Annotated in this window: 29 protein-coding genes; 14 read left to right on the top strand and 15 right to left on the bottom strand. The window is 38.5% G+C overall.

Annotation, left to right across the window (positions count from 1 at the left end):
- Window positions 1-508: 508 nt before the first annotated feature.
- On the top strand, window positions 509-718 hold the full coding sequence (locus tag FTU72_RS07725; RefSeq protein WP_179992343.1) for a hypothetical protein: 210 nt from the start codon (window positions 509-511) through the stop codon (window positions 716-718).
- A gap of 93 nt (window positions 719-811) precedes the next feature.
- Here the strand turns inward: FTU72_RS07725 and FTU72_RS07720 are convergent, their stop codons facing one another.
- Window positions 812-1153, bottom strand: coding sequence for a hypothetical protein (locus FTU72_RS07720; protein ID WP_179992344.1), 342 nt, complete (start codon window positions 1151-1153; stop codon window positions 812-814).
- 581 nt (window positions 1154-1734) lie between these two features.
- Between FTU72_RS07720 and FTU72_RS07715 the strand changes: the two genes are divergently transcribed.
- From FTU72_RS07715 to FTU72_RS07700, 4 genes are all read left to right on the top strand, one after another.
- Window positions 1735-1881: a hypothetical protein gene (locus FTU72_RS07715; protein WP_179992345.1), complete on the top strand. Its 147-nt coding sequence runs from the start codon at window positions 1735-1737 to the stop codon at window positions 1879-1881.
- A 556-nt stretch (window positions 1882-2437) separates the two neighbouring features.
- Window positions 2438-2728, top strand: coding sequence for a type II toxin-antitoxin system HigB family toxin (locus tag FTU72_RS07710; protein ID WP_034706646.1), 291 nt, complete (start codon window positions 2438-2440; stop codon window positions 2726-2728).
- 1 nt (window position 2729) lies between these two features.
- A complete protein-coding gene (locus tag FTU72_RS07705; protein ID WP_004785978.1) occupies window positions 2730-3131 on the top strand; it encodes a type II toxin-antitoxin system HigA family antitoxin in 402 nt (133 codons plus the stop codon).
- A gap of 212 nt (window positions 3132-3343) precedes the next feature.
- Window positions 3344-3496: a hypothetical protein gene (locus tag FTU72_RS07700; protein WP_179992346.1), complete on the top strand. Its 153-nt coding sequence runs from the start codon at window positions 3344-3346 to the stop codon at window positions 3494-3496.
- A 41-nt stretch (window positions 3497-3537) separates the two neighbouring features.
- Here the strand turns inward: FTU72_RS07700 and FTU72_RS07695 are convergent, their stop codons facing one another.
- The 4 genes from FTU72_RS07695 to FTU72_RS07680 form a co-directional block, all read right to left on the bottom strand.
- On the bottom strand, window positions 3538-4173 hold the full coding sequence (locus tag FTU72_RS07695) for an SOS response-associated peptidase (protein ID WP_179992347.1): 636 nt from the start codon (window positions 4171-4173) through the stop codon (window positions 3538-3540).
- 358 nt (window positions 4174-4531) lie between these two features.
- The gene (locus FTU72_RS07690; protein ID WP_373684485.1) at window positions 4532-5761 is read right to left on the bottom strand and encodes an alpha/beta hydrolase family protein; all 1230 of its coding nucleotides are present in this window, start codon (window positions 5759-5761) and stop codon (window positions 4532-4534) included.
- A 182-nt stretch (window positions 5762-5943) separates the two neighbouring features.
- Entirely contained in the window at window positions 5944-7086 is a 1143-nt protein-coding gene (locus tag FTU72_RS07685) for a catalase family protein (RefSeq protein ID WP_179992349.1), read from the bottom strand.
- Between the two features lie 155 nt (window positions 7087-7241).
- Entirely contained in the window at window positions 7242-7457 is a 216-nt protein-coding gene (locus FTU72_RS07680) for a hypothetical protein (RefSeq protein ID WP_064096117.1), read from the bottom strand.
- Window positions 7458-7579: 122 nt separating this feature from the next.
- On the opposite strand from FTU72_RS07680, the gene FTU72_RS07675 reads away from it, so the two are divergent.
- From FTU72_RS07675 to FTU72_RS07665, 3 genes are all read left to right on the top strand, one after another.
- Window positions 7580-7975, top strand: a complete 396-nt coding sequence (locus FTU72_RS07675) for a transposase family protein (RefSeq protein ID WP_008306679.1) — start codon at window positions 7580-7582, stop codon at window positions 7973-7975.
- A complete protein-coding gene (locus tag FTU72_RS07670) occupies window positions 7923-8393 on the top strand; it encodes a transposase family protein (RefSeq protein ID WP_179992471.1) in 471 nt (156 codons plus the stop codon). The genes FTU72_RS07675 and FTU72_RS07670 overlap by 53 nt, the downstream gene beginning before the upstream one ends.
- Window positions 8394-8529: 136 nt before the next feature.
- Entirely contained in the window at window positions 8530-8670 is a 141-nt protein-coding gene (locus tag FTU72_RS07665; RefSeq protein ID WP_179992472.1) for a hypothetical protein, read from the top strand.
- Window positions 8671-8783: 113 nt separating this feature from the next.
- On the opposite strand, the gene FTU72_RS07660 is transcribed toward FTU72_RS07665, so the two are convergent.
- Window positions 8784-9641, bottom strand: a complete 858-nt coding sequence (locus FTU72_RS07660; protein ID WP_179992473.1) for an IS982 family transposase — start codon at window positions 9639-9641, stop codon at window positions 8784-8786.
- A gap of 279 nt (window positions 9642-9920) precedes the next feature.
- Here FTU72_RS07660 and FTU72_RS07655 point away from each other — a divergent pair, with 279 nt between their 5' ends.
- Together FTU72_RS07655 and FTU72_RS07650 are read left to right on the top strand one after the other, a co-directional pair.
- Window positions 9921-10262: a hypothetical protein gene (locus FTU72_RS07655; protein WP_034170370.1), complete on the top strand. Its 342-nt coding sequence runs from the start codon at window positions 9921-9923 to the stop codon at window positions 10260-10262.
- Window positions 10263-13470: 3208 nt separating this feature from the next.
- Window positions 13471-14637 carry an MFS transporter gene (locus FTU72_RS07650; RefSeq protein WP_179992474.1) on the top strand — a complete coding sequence of 389 codons (1167 nt, stop codon included), beginning with the start codon at window positions 13471-13473 and terminating at the stop codon, window positions 14635-14637.
- A 15-nt stretch (window positions 14638-14652) separates the two neighbouring features.
- Here the strand turns inward: FTU72_RS07650 and FTU72_RS07645 are convergent, their stop codons facing one another.
- Window positions 14653-16143 (bottom strand): amidase, encoded by a 1491-nt coding sequence (locus FTU72_RS07645; protein ID WP_179992475.1) that lies wholly within the window; start codon window positions 16141-16143, stop codon window positions 14653-14655.
- A gap of 49 nt (window positions 16144-16192) precedes the next feature.
- Window positions 16193-17623, bottom strand: a complete 1431-nt coding sequence (locus FTU72_RS07640; protein ID WP_179992476.1) for a diguanylate cyclase — start codon at window positions 17621-17623, stop codon at window positions 16193-16195.
- Window positions 17624-17948: 325 nt separating this feature from the next.
- Between FTU72_RS07640 and FTU72_RS07635 the strand changes: the two genes are divergently transcribed.
- Window positions 17949-18395 carry a hypothetical protein gene (locus tag FTU72_RS07635; protein ID WP_034171190.1) on the top strand — a complete coding sequence of 149 codons (447 nt, stop codon included), beginning with the start codon at window positions 17949-17951 and terminating at the stop codon, window positions 18393-18395.
- A gap of 62 nt (window positions 18396-18457) precedes the next feature.
- Here the strand turns inward: FTU72_RS07635 and accC are convergent, their stop codons facing one another.
- The 3 genes from accC to aroQ are packed head-to-tail and all read right to left on the bottom strand — an operon-like array spanning window position 18458 to window position 20735.
- Complete coding sequence (accC, locus tag FTU72_RS07630) at window positions 18458-19828, bottom strand: acetyl-CoA carboxylase biotin carboxylase subunit (RefSeq protein ID WP_175967543.1); 1371 nt, start codon at window positions 19826-19828, stop codon at window positions 18458-18460.
- A gap of 18 nt (window positions 19829-19846) precedes the next feature.
- Window positions 19847-20263 carry an acetyl-CoA carboxylase biotin carboxyl carrier protein gene (gene accB / locus FTU72_RS07625; RefSeq protein WP_004785952.1) on the bottom strand — a complete coding sequence of 139 codons (417 nt, stop codon included), beginning with the start codon at window positions 20261-20263 and terminating at the stop codon, window positions 19847-19849.
- A gap of 16 nt (window positions 20264-20279) precedes the next feature.
- Window positions 20280-20735, bottom strand: a complete 456-nt coding sequence (gene aroQ / locus FTU72_RS07620) for a type II 3-dehydroquinate dehydratase (RefSeq protein WP_004785950.1) — start codon at window positions 20733-20735, stop codon at window positions 20280-20282.
- Between the two features lie 1033 nt (window positions 20736-21768).
- On the opposite strand from aroQ, the gene ybaK reads away from it, so the two are divergent.
- The 3 genes from ybaK to FTU72_RS07605 all read left to right on the top strand — a co-directional run bounded on the left by ybaK (window position 21769) and on the right by FTU72_RS07605 (window position 24259).
- Window positions 21769-22236: a Cys-tRNA(Pro) deacylase gene (gene ybaK / locus FTU72_RS07615; RefSeq protein ID WP_159122961.1), complete on the top strand. Its 468-nt coding sequence runs from the start codon at window positions 21769-21771 to the stop codon at window positions 22234-22236.
- Between the two features lie 222 nt (window positions 22237-22458).
- Window positions 22459-23712, top strand: a complete 1254-nt coding sequence (locus FTU72_RS07610; protein WP_034705621.1) for a YncE family protein — start codon at window positions 22459-22461, stop codon at window positions 23710-23712.
- A 64-nt stretch (window positions 23713-23776) separates the two neighbouring features.
- A complete protein-coding gene (locus FTU72_RS07605; RefSeq protein WP_179992477.1) occupies window positions 23777-24259 on the top strand; it encodes a hypothetical protein in 483 nt (160 codons plus the stop codon).
- Window positions 24260-24368: 109 nt separating this feature from the next.
- On the opposite strand, the gene FTU72_RS07600 is transcribed toward FTU72_RS07605, so the two are convergent.
- The 4 genes from FTU72_RS07600 to tusD are packed head-to-tail and all read right to left on the bottom strand — an operon-like array spanning window position 24369 to window position 25760.
- Complete coding sequence (locus FTU72_RS07600) at window positions 24369-24680, bottom strand: TusE/DsrC/DsvC family sulfur relay protein (protein ID WP_034705617.1); 312 nt, start codon at window positions 24678-24680, stop codon at window positions 24369-24371.
- A gap of 14 nt (window positions 24681-24694) precedes the next feature.
- A complete protein-coding gene (locus FTU72_RS07595) occupies window positions 24695-24979 on the bottom strand; it encodes a DsrH/TusB family sulfur metabolism protein (protein WP_125279645.1) in 285 nt (94 codons plus the stop codon).
- 17 nt (window positions 24980-24996) lie between these two features.
- The gene (locus FTU72_RS07590) at window positions 24997-25347 is read right to left on the bottom strand and encodes a hypothetical protein (protein WP_005235449.1); all 351 of its coding nucleotides are present in this window, start codon (window positions 25345-25347) and stop codon (window positions 24997-24999) included.
- A gap of 44 nt (window positions 25348-25391) precedes the next feature.
- A complete protein-coding gene (gene tusD / locus FTU72_RS07585; RefSeq protein ID WP_166135495.1) occupies window positions 25392-25760 on the bottom strand; it encodes a sulfurtransferase complex subunit TusD in 369 nt (122 codons plus the stop codon).
- Between the last annotated feature and the right edge of the window lie 165 nt (window positions 25761-25925).

The raw sequence follows: 25925 nt of genomic DNA, 5'->3' as shown, positions 1-25925 counted from the left end.
TTCTTGACTCAAGCATTAATGCAGTACGATCTTCAAAGTTAAGATGATGGTATGACAATTTTATATACTCCATAAACCCTTTAAATTAATTAGGTGGTTTATGTCGCACTTCAAGTTTTACTCTGCCATGTATAAGAAATTATAATTTTAAATAATTAATAAAATTCAATATCTTATAAATATAATCATATTTTATATAAGTAGCAAAATGTATTTCTAAATTTTATTTTAAATTTAAGTTTATATACAATTTTTTGATTAAGTTATGACTTTAATTGAAAAATAAAATTTATAAAAGATAGAAAGCTTTCAATATGTGTTCATTCTATTATTAAAAGTAATTTATGTTTCTTATAAATCCAGACTTCAATTACTTAACTTACCTTTTTTTACATTGAATTAATATGTAACAGGTAATAACTTGGCGAATTTTTAAAAATAGGTAGAGTAAATATTAAGTCGAATCCTAATCATCGGCGATTTAAAGCAAATAGTAAGGAGTTACACCATGGCTAATAATCAACAGCAAAATCAGCAAGACCAACAGAACCAACAACAACAGCAAGACCAACAACGTCAGCAAAACCAGAATCAAAATCAGCAACAGCCGAACCAGCAGCAACAACAGCCGCAGGGCCAACAGGACCAGCAACGCAATCAGCAACAACAGCAACAGCCACAACAAGATAACCAGCAGCAAAATTTGCGTAATCAATAAGATTAGTCAAAGCTGCAGCGTTCATATCTAAGCTGTGTAATCTCTACAAAAAACCGCCTTCTTTAAGGCGGTTTTTTTATTGTTCAGAATAAATCAGCATTGAATATTGGATTTTACTTTATAAAAGTCGAGCGCATTTTTCAGATCTTTCAGTAATTCCTGCTCCTCATATTCTTGTGGCATTAGTTTTATTAGGGCCGGCATATAATAAGTTTTATATTCTTTAGGATAATCCTCACATAAAATATGTGTTCTTTCCTCAAGGCTAATAGTAGAAGAATCTAATTTATCTAAATAAGCACTCAATCGGGCATCGGATTGTTCAAACTGAGCTTTCACTGCCGGATCAGGTTCAGCTGATACATCTGCCTGTTGTTTTTGGCAGCCTGTGATGGCCAATGCCAATAGGGCAATTATGAATAATGATATTTTCATGGCAACAATATATTGTTATCAGTCGTTGGAAAAATTATAAAGAGAAATGAGTGAAAGAGCACCTGCCTTTAAACTCATTGACAGCTGAGAAAATAGAAAATTAAAAGGACTTTGATAAAATAAATAAAATATCTACCAATATGTATAAGTTGCATCTCTGCTTTTATGACTCACTTGATTGAATGAAAACTGAATGAATCAAAGTTTTTTGTATTTAATTGCATCTAAGTTGATGAAAAATAGCCAATAAAATATAAAACATAACCTATATTCAACATTTGGTAAAATAGCCTCTATATTTCATATACATATTAGATGCATGACAAGTGGTACTTTATCACCACTATAACAACTCAGATAAAATAATTTAAAATCAGCAAGTTAAAAAGCCTTGTTTAATCTAGACAGTTAAACAGGGCCCATTTTTTAGATCATAAATATGTCTAAAACAGATGATTCTCCGATATTTATCCTTCACATAAGTTTTCATATACAACATAAAACCTGAAAATACGTTCAAGTGTGAAACATGAATAGATGTTATTTATATATCTCTTTTCATGAAAAGACAGGGTAGAGCTATGATGAGATGTATCTGTGCATTTGGTATGGGTGTCATGGTGGGATGTTGCTTTAAATCTTGCAAAGAAAAAATGTGCCGGATGATGAGCAAGGATCAGGGTACCAAAGACCAAGCGCCAAAACATGAAGAGAGTGTACAAATTTAGAGGCTATAGCTTGCCTGTGCGATCGCAGTACAGGTGAGTGATTCAATCGTTTCAAGGTAAATAAATCGTGGAGCTGTAAGCCATTATCTTTAAAGCAACTAAGCTCGATCCATGATCGAGCTGTTCACAGTCAGGAGAAACACATGTTCCAATTTATATGTTGTTTATTTGGTCTTCATGGTGCGACTGAAATTGATTACACAGTCGATGATTTTGAAGTCAAAAAGTGTCGTGATTGCTTGAAAGATTTAAATTAACTCTCTAGACCTTCGCGGTATAGATGGATGTTGAACCCCCGTTTGATATAGATCGACGGGGTTTTCATTTTTTATTATTGATATTTGATATTTGAAAATAGAACTAATATATCAAAGCGATATTTTTATAAGTTATTGATAGTTAATTAATAAAATTACTAAAAATAAGGGTTTATTTAATTTTAACTTGTGATTTGACCATAACAATACTCATCTCAACTAAATTCATCCTTTAAGCGTTATTGCAATATGCGATATTTAGGTTATACTCTGAATATAGCAAAATGCGATAAATAATTATGCATGTGATCACTCACGCTCGGATTCTGGAAGCAATGCAAAAGTGGCCACACGCTGAAACTGCATTGGATGGTTGGTATCGAATTATCAAGGCCAATGATCCTAAGGATTTTGCCGACATGAAGCGATTATTTCCCGCAGTCGATAAAGTCGGGAAATTTCATGTCTTTGATATTGGTGGCAACAAGATCAGGTTGATCGCAGTTGTGATGTATCAAGCAAAACGTGTCTATATTCGCCATGTCTTATCCCATCAGGAATATGACAAAGGTCATTGGAAGGAGGCTTAATATGAATGCAATGATTAAACAGGCCGTTGATCACTGGCGTTATGTTGCACCTTTGCTCAGCAAGCCAGAAACTGAAGAAGACTTTAATACGCTCACTGAAGCTTTAGATGAACTTCTGGATATTGTAGGTGATGATGAGTCGCATCCCTTAATGGGGCTGATTCTTCAACTGGGTGATTTAGTCTCAGCTTATGAACATGAGCATTTGCCGATGCCAGAAGGCGATGGTCGTACTGCACTGGCTTTCCTGATGGAACAGCATGGTCTCAGCCAATCAGATCTATCTGACATAGCTACCCAGTCGGTCATTTCTGAAATCCTGAATGGTAAACGTCAGCTCAATATCCGTCATATTAAAGCTTTGTCTGAACGTTTTAATGTTTCTGCAGATACTTTCTTTTAAGTAATAAGAAACCAAATTTTAAGATCGATGAGCTGTGTTTCCTGAAAGCAGGTTGCACAGCCAAATAGATTTAGATTCGAACCAGAAGTCTATATAAGCTCTGATTAGAAGAATGTATGTTTATTAAAATGTATGGAAAACATAAATATTATTGATGTTTAACCTTATATGTCCTAATAATTTTCTAAGCATCTAGAGGAAAGGGAATATATATGACAACTCATGCAGAACACCAAACAGAGCAAGAAGATAATCCGCAAAAAGAATCTAATGATGATAAAGGCAATCAAGCAACCTATAAGGGCGTAAAGCCTAAGAAAAAGCCTAATGCCGAGCCAGAGCATCCGCTGAGGGAGCAGAAATAAGTATTTTATATGAATAAAGCCCTAGCTTGGTTTAGGGCTTTTCAGTTGGTCCACAAACCTTGCTCTTTAGGCCTTGCTATAAATTCATCTTTCATTTCAAAGAAAAAATTATGAGCTTGTTCATGGTCGCAGTTGAGCCAGTCGTGTCGTAATTCTTCAGGAATCACAATAATCGAACGTTTTTCATCATTCGGCTTGTGAAACCGTTTCATAAATGGGTGCTGATCCGAATTTATGGTAAGCATCGAAAAGGATCTGATTTTCTCACCTTCAATCAATGCATCCTCATAAATTGCTGCAACCGTGAAAGGATGACCATCTTCACGTGAAATACCAAACCAGTGTGGTTTATCGTCTATATATTTAGGCTCAAAGAATGTATCGACTGGGACTAAAGTAAACTGGTTATTTTTCCAGGCATGTCGAAAACTTGGTTTGGATGCCACTGTTTCACTCCGGGCATTGTAGGTATGTCTGCCATATTTCAACTCTTTTGCCCAAGATGGAACTAGTCCGAAACGTGCAATATCCAGCTCAAACTTGTCCGCACCACGCATAATGATTGGGGCGGGTGCTAATGGATAAACATGTATTTTTATTCCGAGTTCCAGTTGTTCTTCATGAATATCTAGTAAGGAAAGACGTTTTTTTGAAGGGAATTCATAGTTCGAGCACATAAAGAACCTCTTTCATTCTCATTGTTGTTTGCTAAAGAATTAAGGAATCAAAATGGGGAACTCAAAAATCAAAATTATGAGTTTCAGCAAAAGCTCTAATACTTGCTTTAGCTACACGTTTGCGAAGGAATAAAATTTGGATTAATTAAAGTTAGTTGGCCTGTAGCAGGCCCGGATTAATCTCAAATAAATGAAATATTACGTTTCGATATTCGTTACTGCTTAACTGCGATAAGCGTGTTAAGGACATACTAAGGTCATAAGAGCTAAACTTTTAATGCTATGCAGTCTAGTAACAGACTGCATATTTCATAGACTTACCATGATCATAAATATCTAATCGACAAAAATATGAACATTAATTTGTCTCACAAGTACTCATAAATTTTCCTTGTTCAACTGAGTTGATAAAGTCTTCGACCATAAATTGACTTTGTCTTAAAGAGCCATGATGATCTGCACCTTCAACAGTTTTAAATGCAATCGGCTTTTGTTTGGTACACATTAGCTGATAATAGGCATGAGTACCTTGATAATCTACAATCTGGTCTTTATTACCCTGAACTATCATTACAGGGACAGTAGGTATCATATTTTCGATGGATTGTTTTTTTGAATATTCTATTAAGGGATTAAGATCTGCATCAGTTTTGAAAACTGTTTGAGGTGCTTCTTTCACATCAGCTTGTAATTCCGATAAGCCATGATTACGCGCATAATTGACAATCTGGGCCATTTCAGGACTCAATAAATTCATAATATTGAGGCTAGGATCCGCGGCTTCAGCACCTAAAAGAACGATAGGAAGAAATGCAACCACACTTTTTTCGATTTGAGGATGCGAGGCTGCGTATTGAGCAATTCCCTCATATTGATATCCTCCTGGGGCGACGACCAGTGCTCCACGTAACTTTAACTCAGGTGCATCTTTTTGCCCATGTGCAGCTACCATTAGGGCAGCAGCGCCTCCCTGACTGTGACCCATGACATACCATTTCCTGTTAAAATGATAAGGCTTTAAAAAATGAAGTGCTCTTACAGAGTCAACCACAGTATGCAGTTGGCTCTGTGCATTCATGTAGGGGTGTTTGCCGGGTGTACCTAAGCCCTGATAATCGGTGGCAACTACTGCATAGCCTTGGGCAAGCCAGGCATCAAGTGGTTTGGAAGCCAGCTCTTGATAGGCATGCACGGGTCCACCGACATAATCACCAGAAGGGGCACAGGTATCTGCCACTCCGGTGGTGCCATGTGCCCAGGCTAAAACGGGCCAGCCACCTCTAGGTGGTTTGCCTTGTGGCAATAAAACAAATCCGGAGACAACAATGGGTTCTGAATGTATACCACGGCTGCGATAGGTAATTAAAAATCGTTGGGCGGCATGGGGAAATAAATCAGTACTTTGTTCTTCGATAGCGAGTAGAGTTCCGGGGGTCTTTGCAGCAATATCACAATTATGATGATTGCATTTCTGGGAATCCTGATTCTTGCATTTCCGGGAAATAGCAGGAGAGGCGAGCAAATAAGCAGAGCCTAAGCCCGCACAGCCCACTATAATTTTCAGGAGAGGACTTTTTGTTTTCATCACAGATACCATTTCAATTTTTATAATTTCATTTATAATGTAGCAGTCTTAGCCATGTTTCTAAATTAACTATTAACAAACTTTGTAAACTAAAATTATTAAGCTAAATTAAATAAATGATACAATAATCGCTCTAATTTTAGTTTAAGTTATAATTTAATTAATAATTCATATATATTTAGTTCTCAGTGTGGTTCTAATCTTTTAGTAGCATTCATCTCATGTCTAAGCTGACTGATACGCTCATAAATCACCTTTCGCATCCGGTTTACTCCTCCCAGAGGTTTGTGTTCCGGTACTGTATGCCATGGCGTAAAGGAGAGGTTTTCACAAAATTCGTTTTGTTCAGGTGTATCAAAAACCTGTTGAAGAATATGAATAGTCGCTAGCTTGTAAAAAGGTGCCTGGTTTTCTGGGCATTCGGTCATCGAATCTTCGACCGACATGCTGTTTGATGTTCGGGGTTGTACTAAAAACTCCATGCATGCCTTACTTTTTTGCAATTGATTCCGTAGATTTTCTCTTAGAAAATTATTGTGGGGATTATAGGGTATAGGATCTGTTCCTCTTGAACATGCTTGGGCTGAATACTTTACAGCTTGACGACCACTGCCTGTTCCTAATTGATAGGGCACCATGGACCAATATCGGGTTTGCAGAGGATTAGATATTGTATTTCTCGTATTTAAGGCAATCCAGGTTCCTTTAGCCCCTAATGCAAAAGGGGTATGCAATTTTTTGAGAAAGCTTTCACTATTTATATCCTGCATAAATGCCATATAACGAGCTGGATCATTCACAAAAAAAACCGGATGATTAATCATGATGAAATCTTGAGTAGACATTTCATCATGATTTAAAAGTCTTTCTCCCGGTACTGCCAAAAGCTTTATTGCCATGCCACGGGCATCTTTTTTAATATCTGCTTGTTGAGCATTACTAGATCCATTAGAAAAAAGTATCCAGGCTTGATAGGTTTTTCCGGGAAGAAAAATACCTTGTGCCAACTCTTTGGGAAGTGCTTCAGCTATCTTGAACTCTGCGCGTACACAACCGTGTGCCTTAGGGTGTGCATCACGTAGCGCGATACCGGTCGAATACTCTTTCCGAATAGATTTCTCAATAATGTCTGCGATCTTTTTAGCTGTGATTTCTTCATCAGGATAAAGGCTTTCATTTAAACCACGATCTATATTGGAATATGTGATAGCTTTGGGAGATTCAGGGGTTATAGGCGAGGTATCAGCATATATAGTGTTAAAGATATTGATGGTCATCAGCGGGAGGTAAAGTAGGCCCAAGCCTACAGCTCTTATAAAGTCAGGCATTGAGTATCTCCTTGATATACCGCTAAAGTTAGTTTTAACTTATGATCTGAAATTCTTTGAAGGCCCTTTAGACCAATAATAATGATCATATTTGTTTGATTATCATTCTTTATTAGATACTCTATTTCAAAGTAGGTTTTTACTTTTAATTCAACTTAATAATAAAAATAGGGATCCTGACTGTTTTTTGCCACTTTATTGCAGTTCTTGCACTTGATACTTTCAATAGAGTAGCGCCCATGAGTTTGCTTGCCTTCTGCAGCAGCAATAATAGAAAATTGCTGAGTATCATTAAAGCTATAGTCATCCTGTGCTTCACAAATAGAACACTTGATAATTTTTCTATCGCAGTAGATGTATGCTTCGTTCATTATGTATCTCCTGATTCTTGGTTTTATATTTTCACTAGATATCTTTCATAAATCAAAAAACGATCTTCTTTTTGGTTAATATTTGCACTCCGGATTTCTTAGCATTCGTGCATAATCTGCGGATGAAATACATCGATTCAAACAAGCTTTCTGATCCTCAGTTCAAGCGATACACAGGCATCTCATGGTCAACTTTTTATTTGATGGTTGAGCAATTGCAGAAGCATGTCTCTGCCAAAGGCAGACCGCCCAAGTTAAGCCTGGAGGATCAGGTTCTGCTCTGTCTGAGCTATTGGCGGGAATACCGAACCTTATTTCACGTTGCGACGAGTTACGGGGTTTCAGAGCCCACAGCCTCAAGAATTGTCCGTCATGTTGAAGACTGCCTGATTCGGTCCAATCTGTTTAATTTACCCAAAGATTTACCCGAGGGCGAAGGCATCGACTGGAATGTTGTAATCGTGGATGCCACGGAAATTCCAATCCAAAGGCCTAAAAAAACAGAAGAAAAGCTATAGCGGCAAGAAAAAGACCCATACCTTTAAAGTACAGGCCATCATTCATTATCAAACTCAAAAAATCCTGAGTTTATGTACCAGTCGCGGTGCAGTGCATGATTTCGAGTTGTTCAAACGCAATTTAAACCAGATTCCTTTTGGGGCTTTTATCCTTGCAGATAAAGGCTATCAGGGGATTTATGTGTTGTATCCGAATAGCCTGTTGCCATTAAAAGCCAAAAGACACTGTAAATTGGATCCTGAATTGAAAATCTATAATCAAGAAATCAATAAAAGAAGAATCGGAATTGAGCATGTATTTGGCAGCCTGAAAACCTTCAAAATTCTTGCTGAGCGTTATCGAAATAGAGGTAAAAGGCTTGGTTTGAGATTCAATTTAATCGCTGGAATCTACAACTTGGAACTGAGCAAAAAATGATTTATGAAAGAGGTCTAATCTATACAGATATACATAATTTAACTTTTTATTTAAAAAAACACTCTAAATGGCTTTGGAAAGCTACAAATATAGATGTTAGTTATATAGGCTTGCATTTATGAGCATGAGGTGAAAGATGAAGTTGTTAACGTTAATTGGTGCAGGTGTACTTGCAGGTTATTGTTATAAGAAAATGAAATACAAAAAGGACGGTTCAAACAATCCTACTCCTCAGAATGAACAGGTAGACAGTCAAGCAGCAAACCCTGTTGAATAATGCCTTTAAAGGGCCTCACAACTAGCAAGAAAAGGTTGTGAGGTCTCCCATTCTTTCAGTAGAGTCATCTCTGACAAGTCTTATATAAACCCCAATCATGGATAAGCCTAGTTTTACATCGTTGTAAATTGAGGCTTATTGTGATGACAGATTTGATAAGCACACAAGGATGCATAAATCCCAGCCAAATAACCTGAAATGGAACGATGGCGACTGCTTACCAAGTTATATTGTTGCTTCAGTAAGCTAAAGATGGTCTCTATTTTATTGCGTTGTCTTAGCATCATTTCATCTTCTGATGATAGCTTCACTGGTCGCATATTCTTGCGATGATAGGTAATTAATTCAATATCCTGCTTTACCAATTTTTCTTTTAAAGTTTCACTGATGTAGCCACGATCACCAAAGATTTTACCGATGTAGCCTTGAGCTAGCTTCGGCAGAATTTTTATATCTGAAGTATGGCCATTTGACAGTTGGGTCTGAATAAATTGACCCTGAGCATCTACTAATACATGTAATTTACATCCATAGAACCACCCCATTGAGCTTTTAGCTCGTGTGGCAATCTTTTTTAAAGATTTATGACGTTGGATACGCTGATTCTTACATACGGGTAAAGTTGTAGAATCAACCCAGGCACAAGCTGTTTGAGCGCTAGAAGTTAGAGAAATATGCAATGCTTGAAGTGCGAGTTGATGTTGATTGATTAAATGAACCATCCGCTGATAGGATGGGAGGGCCTTGAAAAGCTTATAATAAAAGCGCTGTATCATGCCATAAAAGGCTTTGAAATGATGAAGTTGAGAGTTCTTATACCAGACCGCGATAAAAATGATTTCAGATAAACAAAGAACCCCTGATCTCTGCCTGACCTTCGGATTTTCTTGTTTTAAATATTGCCAATAGATGGCTTCATTTTTCTGAAAAAAATCGTCAATCGTACAGAATAAAGTTGTAAACTCGAACATAGGATGGCTGGTTAAATAGTTTGTGTGGTAACTCACTTATCAACTTAGCCATCTTTTTTTTCAACTGAATTTCTTATCCATGATTCGGGTTATATAATATTCAGAACTTTGATATTTTCAGAGAAACAGCAAGCTCTTTTTAGCTATTATACCTTTTCATCTGTTCTAAATTTTCCTGATTAAATTTATTGATAAAGTTGAATGGTTTACAAAACTATTCATTTTAATAATAGCCATACTTTAAAAATAATGTGATCCTCTTTCTCAGGAGGACAGCTTATGAAAAAACTAATTATCTTGCCTCTTGTAGCTTTAATACTTCTGGGGTGTAGTCAACCAAATACACAGCAAGAAGCTGACTCTAAGATCCTACAGGATGAGGATTTAAAAAAATTTAGGGAGATGGTAAGGAATGCTTTACCGAATTCAGACCTGGTTCAATTTCATCAACAAGAGGGAGAATGTGGTGAGGTTAGTTTCAGAGATAAATCTACGAATGAAATGAAGCATCGGAGGTTTATTGTAGTGAATAAAAATATTGTGCTGATTGAAAGACGGCAGGTCGATCAGGAATATTTTGACCTTTCATGGAGGAATGCATGTCGTGATTATTTCGGGTAAAGAAAGAATATTTATTAAAATTCTTATTTGAAAATAGTGACCGCTATAATTGAATATCAATAAAAACATTTGATCATTGAGCCACTTTTTAGAGTGGCTTTTTAATGTCTGGATTTCTGAATTTTGTTCGAAATATGGTTACTGAATAGATCTGTATTTCATATTCTAGCTTCGTACTAATAGATAGAATGTTGATCAATTTATATAGATAATAAATATAAAAATTATTTAAAAAAGGAACAAATATTGCTTCTTGAAAGTATAGTTTTTGCTTTAGGTTCTGGATATGTATCTCTTTAAAATATGCGGCATTATTTTCCTTGTCATCCTTGCTGTTTCTCTCATGGTTTTAGGTCTTATTTATCAGGATCCTTTATTTGTTTTGATAGGGCTCTTGTTTGCTGTTTGCGCAGTATTATTATTTTCCATGATGAAGGAAAGTCTTGCTGACTTTTAGATCACTCATTTTGTTTAAAAGCTTAAAGATTTGGACTAGAGATCAAGGTGAATAGCAGGATGATAGTCATCAATATTATGCACCGAGATGGAATCAACAATTTAGAAAAATAATTGTGTTGAAAAGTCTTTGGATTAATCAGTGTAATAAGGAAGACTTATACGGGCAACCAGTCATGTGGATTAGATTGATAAGATGATCTGATAATACACTCATTGCTGGGTGCTATTTTGCAGAAGTTCATCGAAAGATGGGCTTTTTTGTTACCTAAAATAAAGCTTTATCAAGTTCATACTAGAAATTATTGACTCCAAAGATCACAATTTAGACTTTTTATATATGGATAGATATTTAATTTCTATATATATTTATATTTGTCATGAATTGGCTATTGTTTGACCGTTGTACATTTCGTCAACAATCCTGAATCAGCGCAAAATGATAAAGGGGAAGAGCCCACAGCAATGTGGGCTTTTTTATTGCCTAAAGAAAAGTTTGGCTTAATTTCTTACTAGGTATCTGGCTTGAATAGCTTAGCTAAGTAATAGATCTGGTCAAAGAGACTGAGATTAACTAGAAATTTGAATAAGTGACTTATTTCTATTTTATCGGTCAATATGATTGTTAATCATCGACTTAATATCAAAGTGTGATTGACTGCATACAATATTTTCATTATATTTTACCATATGTTCAAAAATCTCCACGTTTTGAATTTAGAGTTCTGCCCACATCGTCCCCAATGATGTGGTTTTTTTTTGACTAGAATAGCTAAGTGATATTTTCATTAACCTATAATTAAAGAAGAGGGTAGCACCTAGTTCTGTGAAGAGGCTATTTTTACATCAATAGGTATGATAGATTAGGGTTCTGGCGGTAACTGCCTATACGGATCAGTCCAGCAAGTTCATCTTGTGACACTCCCGTCGTTTGAAGTGTTACTATGAAGAAGCTCATCGAAAGATGGGCTTTTTTGTTGGTTTATTAAACAAAAGGGTTCATACTAAGGCTCATGCTTAAATTAAGTTGAATCTTTTGAAAAACAAAAGAGTTGTAATTTTAGGCGGAGTATTTTTGGCATTTATATTCTTTCTGTGTTTCCATTTATATAATCTTTCTAGCGAACAAGAAAGAGCAAAGAGTTTAGAAAAATTGTCTGATGAGCTTAAAGCTTCTGAATAGATAAGTTTAAAAGATAAAACGAAAGCCCATCATAAGTGGGTTTTTTTTACAGGTATATACATTTTTATTTCTTAAAAATAATATTTATTTAATTAAATGAAATGTTATAAAGAATCTTCACAGTCTTTTAAATAGATTGATGCACCTTATGAATAAATATAAAGCGATAGATCTAAGTTTTCTTAATTGGGTATATGATGAAATTTTAGCGACTTTCGAGCCCACAAAATCTAGAACAATAAATAAATCACGATTTCTATCAGAAAATCTAAAGTTAATTGCTGAACATCTCGGTGAAGATGCGTCAGTGACAACTAAGGTATCAGCAGTAAGATTTAAATATAGATCACAAACTAAAACTTTATGGGTATTTGACGTACCCGATATTAATGACAGGTTCACATTCATTAAATATTTATTCGATTTCTTTCCGAGTTTTTAAAGTCCATAGAAATAAGAGCTTTTTTGTTGCCTGATAAACTTTATACGGCGACCAGAACACAAAAATAATTAAATAGTGTAATTCCTGTCTAACAAATAACCAAATTTAACCCAAAGCCAACCAGCACCCACCATTCAGTAATGCTTCTTATACTATTGCTGCACTATATAAGTGCTACTTTAAAGGTGCTCCATGAATAATGATGAACTAGCTAAAAACTATAACGACGTGTTAAAGAAGCCTACCCGCTTAACTTCCCCAGGTTAAGCGGGTTATTTTTTGTCTGGAAAAAAGTATGCTCCGATTACTATTCTGCTTATTCTGCCTACATGGTGCGACTGAGATTAGCGACGGCAAGAAAGAATGCCGGGATTGTTTGAAAAAAGTTTAATTTAGAATGATAAATTTTTTTATTATCAATGAGTTAAGTATTCTGTGCTATTTTATTTTTCAATAATAATAGGCTAATAATTGGTTTGAATTTTGACTTAACGGGCTGGTTATGAGCACACATACAATGTATTCACACAACTGATTACTTAATATCAGTTATCAATTCTAATGTTATTAATTTTAATAACCCATATTTTGAATTCAAAGAGGCTCGAAAGGAGATGAGCGCTAAAACTCTTGTTGAGGTGGAGCGCTACTATCAATACTCAGCTATCGACCTAACTATCACCCAAGTCAATGGATGGGTTGAGTTTAAAGCAAAGTTAAAATCATAGCCGAACGTATTACGGCAAACTAAACCTCTTACATTCTAAATGTTGAGGGGTTTTTCTTTTCTTATTGGTGAGCCCCATGATAGACAAAGTACAAGCTAAATAAGGCTCAGATTTTGTAACGTTAAGCTGTCTAAATGTCAGAACCTCAGTCATTTTAATTCTTAGAACCATCAAATGATTACGATTGATAAGCTCATGATTGAACTAAAAGAATAAATTAAGAATTTAGGTAATGTATTAAGTTAAAATCTAACTTTTCTAAAATTAGTTAAAGAGCTTTGAAGAATCTATAGATGATTAGCTTATAGATTAACTAGACTCAACCGAGACCCATTCAATGCAACTAAGTGCAACTTATATTTATTTTAAGTTATCAAAAATGAAAGAGTATCTAGTTTGATGCAATCTCTAGCTATTCATTACAGACTCAGTTTTTTCTACTTTTTTTATTATGCGATTGTGGGCGCATTCATGCCTTTCTGGAGTCTGTATCTAGAGGATCAAGGCTTTAATTATCAGGAAATTGGGATTTTATCTTCGATTGCGATTGTCACCCGATTTTTTGCGCCATTTATTTGGGGATGGATTGCAGACAAATCCGGGAAACGCATGTTGCTGGTGCGTATAGCTACTTGGATGGAAGCCTGTATCTGGTTCATGATTTTTATCATTCCCAATAGCTTCCAGTCAGTTGCTTTGCTCATGCTGATTTTCAGTTTCTTTCAAAATGCAATTTTGGCTCAGTTTGAAGGCGTGACTTTATTCTGGTTAGGTGAGAAAAGGGCAGAGCTCTATGGCAAAGTCCGTAAGTGGGGATCTATTGGATTTATTATTGGCGTATTTGGTTTAGGGGCAATTTTTGAAATTATCAGCATCAGTATGCTACCAATCTTATTGCTCTGTATTTCATTTCTGGCTTTTCTCTGGTCATTTACCATCAAAGAACCTACAGCAGCACCGACAGCTCAGAAAAAACTTGAAGCCTTATGGCCGATCTTCAAGCGTCCAGTGGTATACAGTTTTTTCCTGATTGAATTGATCATGCTGTTTTCGCATGCACCGTTTTATAGTTTTTATAGTAACTATCTCAGCCAGAATGGATTCAGTACCAGTCAGATCGGATTGCTTTGGTCGGTTGGAGTCATTGCTGAAATCATTATGTTTGCCTACGCTACATTCTTTCTGACACGCTGGTCATGGCGTCATCTGGCAATGCTATGCCTGTTAATGACTGGTTTAAGATGGTTGACTGTCGGCATATTTCCATCGTCATTTCTGGCACAGTTTTTTGCCCAGACCATTCATGCCCTGAGTTTTGGTTTATTCCATATGATTGCCATGCGGGTTATTTTTCAGAACTTCTCGGCTGGACAGCAAGGCCGTGGACAGGCACTGTATAGCACCATGTGGGGCTTAGGCGTGGCGAGTGGCAGCATTCTAGCCGGTCGTTATTGGGATCAGGTCGGTGGAACATCAATCTTTATTGCTGCTGCGCTGTCGACCTTGCTGGGCCTGTTGCTGGTATTTGGCTTACCCAGCAAAGTCGAATTGCAAAAGCAGGTTTAAGATACGATTGAATGATTAAATGCGGATTTTGGAATATTGATTAAACCAGGGCTGAGCCTGTTCTAATTGAGCGGCCAGTTGTAACAGCAAATCTTCACGGGCAAATGGTGCAATAAACTGTGAGCCCAAAGGCAGGTTATCTTCATTCCAGTATAGCGGTACAGACATTGCAGGAAGGCCGGTAATATTGGCTAACTGGGTGAATGGCACCCATTTTAGGTTTTCTTTCACAATCTGGTCGACCAGCTTACCTTGTGCCAATAAATGTGCCTTATTCATTTTTAATAAAGCTTTAAGAATCGGCTTCTGCCAGTTTGGTGTCTTGACTTCGCCATTTTTGGGTGCAACAGTGGCCGTGGCTGGTGTCAGGTAGAGATCATAATCATCAAAGAAATGATTCATCTGGGTCACATATTGTCCCCAGTTGGTCAGATTTTGGATATATTCAATTGCCGTCGTTTTGGCACCAAAAGCAGCTAGCGCCAGAGAATCCAGTTCAAAATCGCCTGATCTGGATGGATAGCCTTTCTGGATTTCGTCCAGCATATAAGAAAACTGGCTAAACCACGTCGTAATAAAATCTTTAGCCAGTTGCATGCCATCAATCTGCGGTTGATCCTCAACGACTTCATGACCTAAAGATTCCAGTAAACGGGCAGTTTGTTCTACCGCTTTAATAGCATCTTGAGAAACAGGCGTATCAATGCTGGAACGCGTATTAAATGCGATTTTTAATTTTTTTGGTGGTTGCTGAATCACTTCCAGATAATGTGTATGCGGACGTTGAATCGTAAACAGTGAACTGCGATCTTCACCATGGGTGGCATCCAGCATTGCCGCACTATCCCGAACAGTTTTGGTGAGTACATGTTGAATGGCAGCACCGTGCATTGCCTCACTCATTTGCGGTCCCCACGGCGTACGTCCACGGCTTGGTTTTAAACCAAACAGACCACAGTAGGAAGCCGGAATACGAATTGAGCCACCACCATCACCTGCACCGGCAATTGGCACAATGCCGGCTGCCACAGCAGAAGCAGAGCCGCCTGACGAGCCACCACTGTTATGTCTTAAATTCCACGGGTTTTTACAGCTTCCCCAGGCATCTGGCTCTGTAATGCCTTTAATTCCGAATTCAGGGGTGTTGGTACGGCCAAAGGTCACAATACCTACCTGTTCCCAACGATTAACAATCTCGGCATTGGTTTCAGCGATATACCCGATACGCTTTAAACCCTGACATCCATAAGACGTCGGATAACCTGCATATTCCTGAAACAGGTCTTTGACCAGAAATGGAACTCCAGCAAAGGGGCCAGACAGTTTTTGCTGGGTACGCTGCAAGGCATGCTCATGCATGGGAATAATAATGGCATTGATTTCAGGATTAATATTTGCACTGCGTTCTAAGGCAACTGATAAAAGTTCACTTGAATGCACCTGTTTATTTTTAACCAGTTCAGCCAGTCCTAATCCATCGTATTGTAAGTATTCTTCAAATTTCATCTGCATTCCCTAGCGTTGATATTGTTATAAGGTTGTAGAGGGTTTCAGTTCAGGATGCAAGCACCACCTGATTACGTCCCAAGTGTTTGGCTTGATATAAGGCCTGATCCGCGGTATTGATCAGTTGCTGTAAATCCTGAGAAAGCGGGGCATGTTGATGCGTAATCCCGAGACTCACAGTAATCGATAACGGTGATCCATCAGGTTGATACATTGGCGTTTTAGCTACCAGTTCACGAATACGCTCGGCAATAAACTGGGCCTTAGATGGTTTGGTATCCCAAAGCAAAATCACAAATTCCTCACCACCAATACGCGCAAACAGATCCTGAGAACGTAAATTGGAACGGATGATTTCAGCAAAGTGTTGCAGTACTTTATCGCCCACATGATGGCCAAAATGATCGTTTAAACGTTTGAAATGATCAATATCCAGCATAATCAGGGAAAACTGCACACTCTTGGAATGTTGCAGTAAATATTCACCTTTCTGAAAGAAAAAATGCCGGTTCATGGTACGCGTCAGACTGTCATGATTGGCCAAATACAATACCCGTTTAAACAGATCATTGCGGTTCTGACTGATGATACACAGGATCAGCGGTGATAATGCCAGCATAAATAGTCCGATCCTTAATGAGATATAAATGGTCGAGTCTGCCAACGTATCATGTGTAGTGGCATAGAACTGGGTCAGGCTGTAATACATCAAAATGATTACAAAGGCATTAATAATTGCAATCGTAAAGATGCGATAGGTCAGTGCTGCCCAGATTAAAGCTGCCAACGGATAAAGCAGGGCACCTGGACCGACAAAAATATTACTCAGGATAATACACAGGATTACCGTACCTGCTGGCAGCAGATAACTAAAAGAGTTCTGCTTCTTTCTGCGGTTTTTAAATAAATACTTGAGATCTTTGGTTCTAGGAAAGGCTAGAAAAAGCGGCAGGACAATAATGTAATTTACCATTTCGCCTGTCCACCACAGCCCGAAATCAATCCATAAATTTTCCTTGGTCATAAAGGAATGGGGAAGATTGGGTAAGGTCGCAACGGCAAACACTGCACTGGCCAGGCATCCTGCGAATGCACAGATGCCGAACATATGCACGAAAGTGAAACCAGTATTGTAGTACTTATAGTTGATCTGGAAATATCGGATAAAAAACAGCGATACAATCGTACTAATCAGGTTGGCAAGTGTTAGAAACAGGCTTTGTAATAGATTATTACCTGTTGCCAAATCGGCAAACATGAACGCACAGAAAGCACCTAGCCACCCGCCCATATTGTTTAAATGGGGGAAGCGTAAAAACATGGCCAGTAAGGCAGCATTGGCAGGCCAGAGTATGGCTAAGTAATCCTGTGTTCTGGTCATAATGCCAATCAAACAAGTCACTAAAATAATGAAAAGAATGACCAAGTAGGCATATGTTTCAGGATTCAAGTTCTGGTCTGTGATTCGAGGTATTCGCAAATCTAAGTCCTGTATCTAATTTTTATTTGTGAAATATCACTTTGTTTGGGAAATGCTTTTTACCCAAAAGTACAACTTTATTCTTGGAATAATCTGTTTTTACTTACGTTATCAATATACGTTTGTATACGAAATATATACAAAAAAATTAAAAAAGGAAATCCATGTTTTTAAACTATAATGATAAAAATTTGTTTTATTTCGGTATTTAAACTGATGCAGAGCAGAATATGATCCCGAAAAATATGATAAGTTAAAATTAATTATTAGGATTGAAACGAAGCCTGTGAATATGAAAAAAACCTGTCTTAGCCTTGTCTTGCTCATGAGCTCATCTTGGCTAATGGCAACAGAAAACAATAATCAAACTGCAAATAGTATTGCGAAACCTATCGAAGTTCCGAATACCTTTACCATTAATACCCGTCCTGAAATTGTCGGGCTATGGGGAATGGAAATTCCAGATAATAAGAAATGTGTTGAATACTATAATTTTAAAGGCAATAACAACGTAGTGATTAAAAGCGGTTCAGAATGGACCACAGGGCTGTATGACTATCAGCCTTCACAAGATCCTGCTGCACAGATTCCAGCGCTGATTATGCAGGTTAAATACGACAATAATGAAAAAGACTGTTCCGGTAATCAGGTGGATCAGTCAGGCGAGATTTCGCAGTATTTTGTGAAGTGGCAGAACTCAAATACCATTAATTTCTGTGCCAATGAAAAAGCAGAACAATGTTTTGCTGTGCTTCGACGCATTTTGCCTTGATTGAAGGCTAGATATAAAAAACCGCTGAATTCAGCGGTTTTTTTATTAGATCAATTACTGGATCAAGCTTTTTCTTTGTCTTCAGCACCTTCAAGCTGCTTCAACAAATGTTTTTCCAGATAGTGAATATCCATTGCCTGTTCACAGAAATTTTCATCCTGAAGAATCAGATCTTTGTGTAATGGAATATTGGTTTTCACACCTGTCAGAATCATTTCATCCAAGGCCTGCTTCATGCGTGCTATTGCAGTTTTACGGTCTTTACCATGGGCAATTAGCTTGGCAATCATAGAATCATAATATGGCGGGATGCTGTAACCTGGATAGATATGAGAGTCTAAACGGATACCTGCACCACCTGGCGCATAAAAAGTCTCGATTTTGCCAGGAGATGGCATAAAGTTCGATGGATCTTCAGCGTTGATACGGCATTCGATCGCATGACCTTGAACACGTACATCTTCTTGCTGGATATCCAGACCTAAACCAGCCGCAATACGTAACTGCTGTTCAATGATGTCGATACCGGTGACCATTTCAGTCACAGGGTGTTCTACCTGAACACGGGTGTTCATTTCGATAAAGAAGAATTCGCCTTCTTCAAACAGGAACTCGAATGTACCGGCACCACGATATTGCATCAATTTACAAGCATTGACACAGGCCTCAAGAATGTCAGCACGAGCCTGTTCTGGCAGGTTAGGCGCTGGCGCTTCTTCAAGTACTTTCTGGTGACGACGCTGTAAAGAACAGTCACGGTCATATAAATGGATCGCATGACCATTACCATCGCCTAGAACCTGTACTTCGACGTGACGCGGTTTTTGCAGGAAACGTTCCATATAAACCGTGTCATCGCCAAACCACATTTCAGCATCACGCTGCGCAGCTTGTACTGATTCAAGCAGGGTATCCACACGTTCTACGATACGCATACCACGACCACCACCACCGGAAGCCGCTTTCACGATGAGCGGGAAACCAATTTCTTTGGCTTCAGCAAGCGCATTGTGAATCGTCACCGCATGATCACAGCCAGGTACAGTTGGTACACCCGCTTTTTTCATGGCAATAATCGCAGAAACCTTGTTCCCCATCAGGCGAATATGTTCTGGACGTGGACCAATGAAGATAAAACCAGAGCTTTCTACGATTTCAGCAAATTCAGCATTTTCAGACAGGAAGCCATAACCAGGGTGGATGGCATCTGCGCTGGTGATTTCAGCAGCTGTAATCAGGGCTGGAATATTCAGGTAACTGTCGCTACTTGCGCCAGGACCAATACACACGGCTTCGTCACAGAAGCGTAAGTGCATCAGGTCTTTGTCAGCGTCTGAATAGACACCGACTGTTTTAATTCCTAAAGTTTTGCAAGCTCGGGCGATGCGCAAGGCGATCTCACCTCGGTTTGCAATTAAAACTTTTTGCAACATTATGAATCCCCGAAGTGATTAGGCGCGGTAACGGAAAAGTGGCTGACCAAACTGAATCACTTCACCATTTTTCACCAGAATTTCTTCAATCACGCCGCTTTGAGTTGCTTCAATCGGGTTCATGATTTTCATTGCTTCAATGATACCCAGTGTTTCGCCAGCAGAAACAGTTTGGCCAATTTTTACAAAAGGTGCTTCGCCTGGGCTTGGAGCCGCATAGAACACGCCAACCATTGGAGATTTTTCAACTGCACCACGAGGAGATTTAGCTGCAGGGACGTCAGCTGCAGGTGCAGGCATTGCAGGAACAGCTGCTGCAACTACTGGATTACGACGAGTCAGAGCAATCGACTGATCACCTTCCTTAACTTCAATCGCCTGTAAGTCAGATTCAATCATCAAATCGATGAGCTTCTTGATTTTACGGATATCCATGAGACAGTATTCCTAATTAAGATTGTTTAGAAGATTGTATTTTTTCAATGACATAGTCGAGTGCGGCAGCATAGCCTTTTGCACCTAGACCACAGATCACGCCAATAGCTTTATCGGATAGATATGAATGATGTCGGAATGCCTCACGTGCATGGACGTTAGACAGGTGGACTTCAATAAACGGGATTGCCACGCCAAGAAGTGCATCACGAACTGCAACTGAGGTATGTGTCAGGGCAGCAGGATTAATAATGATATATTGCACGCCGTCTTGTTGGGCTTGATGAATTCGGTCAACAATTGCGCCTTCCCAGTTGCTCTGGAAAGTGTCAAGTTGTAAAGTAGCTTTTTCAGCCTGAGCAGTGAGCTGCTGATTAATATCTTCTAGAGTTAAATAACCATAAACTTCGGGTTCGCGCTTTCCTAGCAAATTTAAATTCGGTCCATGAATAACCAAAATGGTCGAAGTCATCTATGGTGCTCCAGTTAAAAAGTTTCAGGATAGGTTTGCAAGATGTCTACAAACTTCGCCTATTATGGCATGAATTCCTACATTATTTTTATAATTTCTTTGAATTGACATAGAAAAGCATGTACCACGCAGTGGCCATATAATGAAAACTTTGCAAGCATTTAGCAATGTTCAAAACTACCAAATCTTCGTCTTTTACATCATTTTTATATTTTAGATGAATTGGCTGAATTGTTACATTTATGCTGTGTAAGTTAGACCTCAATGTTTATTCATAATTCTTTTAAATTGAGTGTTTATTCGGCAATGGCTGGTCAAAAATAAAAATTATTACTCGAAGTCTCTGCTCATATCAAAAATTGTGGTGATCGGTAAAAGACCGGATTTTCATTAGATTTTTGAATGAATCAAATGTTTATTCTATTCATTATTCTGTAAACTAAAATATCAAACTTGGAATAAAAATCAAAAAGTTATTTGATAAATGGTATGAAGTGAAGTTTAGTATTAAATGGGTTTTATGTCGCTAGTAAAGCAAGTCACACATTATTTTTCTGCAAAAAGAGATAGGCTCATTGCTACTGAACATTGGCTAAATGATACTGGCCGTAAAAGTAAAATTAAAAACTTATGATTCTTCATTAATCTTTTACTGGCCTCATCTAATATTGACGAATGTGCTCAATTTTCTAAAGCTTACCTTTATTTGTCATTCTTTATGTTCACTCAATAACATTGGCAAAATGGCACTTCATGTATAGGCGTTGTTATTCATCTGAATGTTGCCTATGTTTTTAAATGATGAATTTTTAAGCTTAAGAACAAGATGGTATGCGGAATTACAATGATAAATGGGATAGTTAAGTTCAGTTAAAGTGCAATATGAATAGATATTCTGGATTAAAAGCTAATGGTATCTGATTGTATTTTGAACACATATTGATTATATAAGCTATTCAGAATCACAGAATAAAACCCAAGCAGACTTGATAAGCTATAATGAAGATCCCGTCAAAATACTATCGAAGCTGTTATGACACCTGCATGCAAATTATTAAAATCTCAAAAAATTGAATATAGCATTCACGAATATGAACATGATGCCAATGCCAAAAGCTTTGGTTTGGAAGCAGCAGAAAAGTTAGGGTTGGCAGTAGAAGAAGTATTTAAAACCTTATTGGTCACAGATGAGAAGCAGTATTTTGTAGCAGTTCTTCCAGTCAACCATCAGTTAAACCTGAAAAAAGTAGCATCAGCCTTTGGTTGTAAAAAGCTACAAATGGCTGATCCCAAACAGGCAGAACGTCTAACCGGTTATCTTGTCGGTGGGATTAGTCCGGTTGGGCAGAAAAAACGCCTGAAAACTGTCATTGATGCATCTGCAGAACAGCTGAATAAAATCTATGTCAGTGGGGGTAAACGCGGTCTGGATATTGGTTTAAAACCTGCGGACCTAGCTAAGGTTCTAGATGCTCAATTCGTTGATGTATTGGATGTCTAAAGTTCAAAGCATTTTTCAATAAAACTATCTTACTTAGAAGCGTTCATATCAATGGACGCTTCAACTTTTCTGGATTCTTATCTTTCTATTCTGTCGGAAAATTCTGTCGGAAAATTCAGCATGGTTTTTTCTTCATTGTATAGTGGATGATTGAGATCCACGGCCTGACTGTGGATTGAACAAAGATAAAAACAATAAAATAGAAAATATGGAGAATACCGCATGGAAATCCAGAAAAAACGATTATCACGGTTCTGTATGAGCTTGTCCGCGATGGCCATGCTCTCAGTCTTTTCAACTGCACAGGCAGACTCATCTACCTTGCCTCAGCCACCCAATTCCCAGCAAGTTTTCTTTGTAGGTAATAACTGGGATGGAACAGTTACAGTGATTCGATCTTCAGGTGACTTTGGCAAGGTTGGTGTGATCAACATGATTCCTGATCGTAAGGAGCGCCTGAAAGAGATTCACCTCAATCCCATTAAACTGATTGCCTATACCTATATTCAAGCTACTGCGGGTGAAGGTAATGATCAGCTGGTCGACGATATGTACTCCACGCCAGATGGACAGTCAGTGGTCGCATCCCGTCCAAGTTTTGCCGATGTGGTCTCTATCAACATCAAGACAGGCAAAATTAACTGGCGTACTCCAGTTGAAGGCTTCCGCGCGGATCATATGGCAGTTTCACCAGATGGCCAGCGTGTCGCGGTTTCCGCATCTTCCGGAAATGTGGTGCATGTACTGGATATTCATACTGGTAAGGAACTTGGTCGATTTGCGACGGGTGATAAACCGCATGAAAATATCTACTTTGATAATGGCAGAAAAATTCTGAACTCGGCCATTGGTAATGTAGAAACCTCTCTTGATGCGCAGTGGCAGGATTTCACCAAGGGTAAACGCTATATCACCATTGCAGATGCCAATACCCATCAGGTGCTTAAGAAAATTGACTTTAGACCGGCATTGGATGCGTTTGGTCGAAAAGATTTATCTAATTCAGTGCGGCCGATGGTCTTTAGCAAGGATGAAAGTAAACTCTATGCTCAGGTATCATTTTTTAATGGTTTGATTGAGTATGACTTAAACCAGAATAAAGTGACCCGTATTGGGCAGTTGCCAGGTAGCGATAGCATTCCCAAAGATCGTACCAAATGGGTGAATGATTCCCGCCATCATGGTTTATCGATCAGTGCTGATGGTGAGAAGCTCTGTGTTGCGGGCACGATGGATAATTACGCCACCATTGTCGACCGTCAGAGTCTGACTGCCGGAAAATTGATTCCTGCAGGTAAGCCATACTGGGCTACCCGAAGTCCGGATGGCCGTAGCTGTATCATTTCAGAAAGTGAAACGGATGTGGTGACCGTAATTGATTTCGCGACAGGCAATAAAGTGACCAGTGTACCTGTAGGCAATCATCCACAGCGTGTCCGGATCGGTTATGCCCCAGCAGACTGGTCTACACCGTAGCAAATAATGGCTTAAAAAGAGCAATGTGTTATGAACGTTGCTCTAAGCATTGTAGGTGGCATATATGAGGAACAAAACACTTACTTTATATCTGCTGGCGGGAATGTTATTGACCGGTATTCTGGTTGGGATTGCTTATCAGGTTCATAAGGATATCTATAAGGCAGAGTTCAATATACTGAAACCTGATGATCAGATGACTTTTCCAGCAAAGTCACTGATTACTTCGAATTTAAATCCTAAAACAGCTGTACCGGCAAGAACGGCTAGACACTCGGAAGTGGATTCTGAACAGCAGGTCTTATTACAACAGAGAGACCAGCTTTATCTGGATTTTACCCAAATGATGAATGGCTTAAGTCAAGGTGAAAAGCCAGACTATCGCCAGCTAGATCATTTGCTGTTACAACAGCAGAATCTGGTGAATGCTCGGGTCGTTGCTCCGGAAGAGGCGAGAGCTCAAATAGAATTTTTGCAGAAAGTTCTGCCTGAAATCTCTCCACAGCTTGATCAAGCCTTAAATGCATTGGATCAGAAAAGTTTTTAATCTTCCGGTTTAAAGCTTTATTTAGTTGTGAATACAGATCATAGATAAGCTTAATAAGAAAAAGCCCGTAGAAACGGACTTCTTCTTCATTCATTTTTTAGATTAAAACTTATAAGCAGTTCGCCGGTTTCGGGATACCAGCCAGTCGGCTTAAATGGCGTGCCACCAGACCTGTATTAAACTTTTCCTGTAATAAGGCATTGTTAATTTCCGGGTTGACTGTCTTCATCAAAAACTTAATCAACGGACGGGTTGCAGGAGAATGCCCAAACTGCTGATAAAATTGACGGACTGCCTGTAGCACTTCAAAATGCCAAGGAGTAAGTTGAAGTTCCAGTGTATCTGCCAGTACTTGGGCAACGTCTTCATTCCAGATGGTGTAATCGACTAAATGACCATCTTGGTCCAGTTCTAGATTCATATTTGACTCATGGATTATTTCATTGAGATGCAACGACTAAATTTCAGACATAGATCTGCAAATTCGGAGTAGTCGAGTAAAGCAACATTTTCCGATAAAGGTGAGATCAGAATTTCTGCATCATTTCTTAGGATATAAACTTGCGGCAGTTGCTGTACGAAAGCATGGTCCAGATACAGCACAGATTCTCCCATCAGGACCACCTGATCATCTGAAGCATGGAGCTGTGCTAATTGATCAAGGACTGACGCCGTCGCTGCATAATCTGGCTGGATCAGGTAAAGGGTTTGATCTGACATTTATTTATCCTTTGTCCTTACCAATACAATACGTGATCAAATTTTTGAACGAATTCTGAATTGAGTTCAATCAACTCAATCTCCTGCTCGCTTTGCTTTACAAAAGGAGAGTCCTGATTTTTCTGCTCAACCAGAATTGGGGTCAGGTCATAAAATTCGAAACTATCCACCAGATTTGAAGCCAGTTTAAAGGCATGTTTAAGCTGGTCAAACTGGAGCTCAGAACGTAAAAGACTCAAGGCCGCGCCTTGGAGTAATACTTTAACTTCAGCGCCGAAGGTCGCCAGTACCATCGTGGCAGACAGGCTTTCATGCACCTGTAAGCTGTTTAGGTTGGCTTGGGTTAATATAACAAGTACAGATTTCACACAAGATTCCTTTTAAAAGCAACACATCCTGAAAAATGAAGCATCTAGAATTGAATTAGACGTTGTGAGGACTGAACAGCATCAGCAAGCTCGCCTAGACCGACCAATTCAAAACCATCAGCAAGATTATGTTGCTGAATATTGTGACGTTGAGCATTTTCCTGATCTGTAATCCCACGCGCTAAGGCTGCACTGACACAAACAGGTAAGCGGATCTTCAGATCCTGCCAGGAACGTGTGAGATGACGCTGGTCGTCGGGCACCCATTGCAATGCATTTGCGACCGACACGCCATCTTGATAGAAAAATACACGGAAAGCTTCCTGTTTATGTTGTAAAGCTTGGGCGAGTCCAAGCGCATGCCAGGCATAAATAGAAGTCGGTGCGGAGGTAACAAGAATTAAGGTGCTCATCGAAATTCACTACAGGCTTGATCAACGCGGGATGATGATCTTGGCTACAAAGAAAGTAGGTAGTATACAATGATTTTAGATGATCTTTTCTGATAAAAAGACAAAAAATAAAATATAGAAATAATTAATTTTAATAAAAACAATAATTTAAAACTGTATGTTAAT

Source organism: Acinetobacter sp. YH12137, from assembly GCF_013418535.1.
Taxonomy (GTDB): Bacteria; Pseudomonadota; Gammaproteobacteria; order Pseudomonadales; family Moraxellaceae; genus Acinetobacter.
The sequence above is the reverse complement of the archived record's forward strand: the minus strand, read 5'-3'. Positions and strand labels throughout refer to the sequence as shown.

Excerpts from the sequence above, each read along its gene's own strand:
- tusD (WP_166135495.1), bottom strand. The coding sequence starts at position 25,760 with ATGAGCACCTTAATTCTTGTTACCTCCGCACCGACTTCTATTTATGCC.
- FTU72_RS07685 (WP_179992349.1), bottom strand. The coding sequence starts at position 7,086 with ATGCCTGACTTTATAAGAGCTGTAGGCTTGGGCCTACTTTACCTCCCG.
- FTU72_RS07700 (WP_179992346.1), top strand. The coding sequence starts at position 3,344 with ATGACAACTCATGCAGAACACCAAACAGAGCAAGAAGATAATCCGCAA.
- FTU72_RS07635 (WP_034171190.1), top strand. The coding sequence starts at position 17,949 with ATGAGCTCATCTTGGCTAATGGCAACAGAAAACAATAATCAAACTGCA.
- FTU72_RS07605 (WP_179992477.1), top strand. The coding sequence starts at position 23,777 with ATGAGGAACAAAACACTTACTTTATATCTGCTGGCGGGAATGTTATTG.
- FTU72_RS07595 (WP_125279645.1), bottom strand. The coding sequence starts at position 24,979 with ATGTCAGATCAAACCCTTTACCTGATCCAGCCAGATTATGCAGCGACG.
- FTU72_RS07665 (WP_179992472.1), top strand. The coding sequence starts at position 8,530 with ATGAAGTTGTTAACGTTAATTGGTGCAGGTGTACTTGCAGGTTATTGT.
- FTU72_RS07660 (WP_179992473.1), bottom strand. The coding sequence starts at position 9,641 with ATGTTCGAGTTTACAACTTTATTCTGTACGATTGACGATTTTTTTCAG.
- FTU72_RS07645 (WP_179992475.1), bottom strand. The coding sequence starts at position 16,143 with ATGAAATTTGAAGAATACTTACAATACGATGGATTAGGACTGGCTGAA.
- FTU72_RS07675 (WP_008306679.1), top strand. The coding sequence starts at position 7,580 with ATGAAATACATCGATTCAAACAAGCTTTCTGATCCTCAGTTCAAGCGA.
- accC (WP_175967543.1), bottom strand. The coding sequence starts at position 19,828 with ATGTTGCAAAAAGTTTTAATTGCAAACCGAGGTGAGATCGCCTTGCGC.
- FTU72_RS07650 (WP_179992474.1), top strand. The coding sequence starts at position 13,471 with ATGCAATCTCTAGCTATTCATTACAGACTCAGTTTTTTCTACTTTTTT.
- FTU72_RS07720 (WP_179992344.1), bottom strand. The coding sequence starts at position 1,153 with ATGAAAATATCATTATTCATAATTGCCCTATTGGCATTGGCCATCACA.
- FTU72_RS07695 (WP_179992347.1), bottom strand. The coding sequence starts at position 4,173 with ATGTGCTCGAACTATGAATTCCCTTCAAAAAAACGTCTTTCCTTACTA.
- FTU72_RS07655 (WP_034170370.1), top strand. The coding sequence starts at position 9,921 with ATGAAAAAACTAATTATCTTGCCTCTTGTAGCTTTAATACTTCTGGGG.
- aroQ (WP_004785950.1), bottom strand. The coding sequence starts at position 20,735 with ATGACTTCGACCATTTTGGTTATTCATGGACCGAATTTAAATTTGCTA.
- FTU72_RS07600 (WP_034705617.1), bottom strand. The coding sequence starts at position 24,680 with ATGAATCTAGAACTGGACCAAGATGGTCATTTAGTCGATTACACCATC.
- FTU72_RS07670 (WP_179992471.1), top strand. The coding sequence starts at position 7,923 with ATGCCACGGAAATTCCAATCCAAAGGCCTAAAAAAACAGAAGAAAAGC.
- ybaK (WP_159122961.1), top strand. The coding sequence starts at position 21,769 with ATGACACCTGCATGCAAATTATTAAAATCTCAAAAAATTGAATATAGC.
- FTU72_RS07725 (WP_179992343.1), top strand. The coding sequence starts at position 509 with ATGGCTAATAATCAACAGCAAAATCAGCAAGACCAACAGAACCAACAA.
- FTU72_RS07710 (WP_034706646.1), top strand. The coding sequence starts at position 2,438 with ATGCATGTGATCACTCACGCTCGGATTCTGGAAGCAATGCAAAAGTGG.
- FTU72_RS07610 (WP_034705621.1), top strand. The coding sequence starts at position 22,459 with ATGGAAATCCAGAAAAAACGATTATCACGGTTCTGTATGAGCTTGTCC.
- accB (WP_004785952.1), bottom strand. The coding sequence starts at position 20,263 with ATGGATATCCGTAAAATCAAGAAGCTCATCGATTTGATGATTGAATCT.
- FTU72_RS07705 (WP_004785978.1), top strand. The coding sequence starts at position 2,730 with ATGAATGCAATGATTAAACAGGCCGTTGATCACTGGCGTTATGTTGCA.
- FTU72_RS07680 (WP_064096117.1), bottom strand. The coding sequence starts at position 7,457 with ATGAACGAAGCATACATCTACTGCGATAGAAAAATTATCAAGTGTTCT.
- FTU72_RS07715 (WP_179992345.1), top strand. The coding sequence starts at position 1,735 with ATGATGAGATGTATCTGTGCATTTGGTATGGGTGTCATGGTGGGATGT.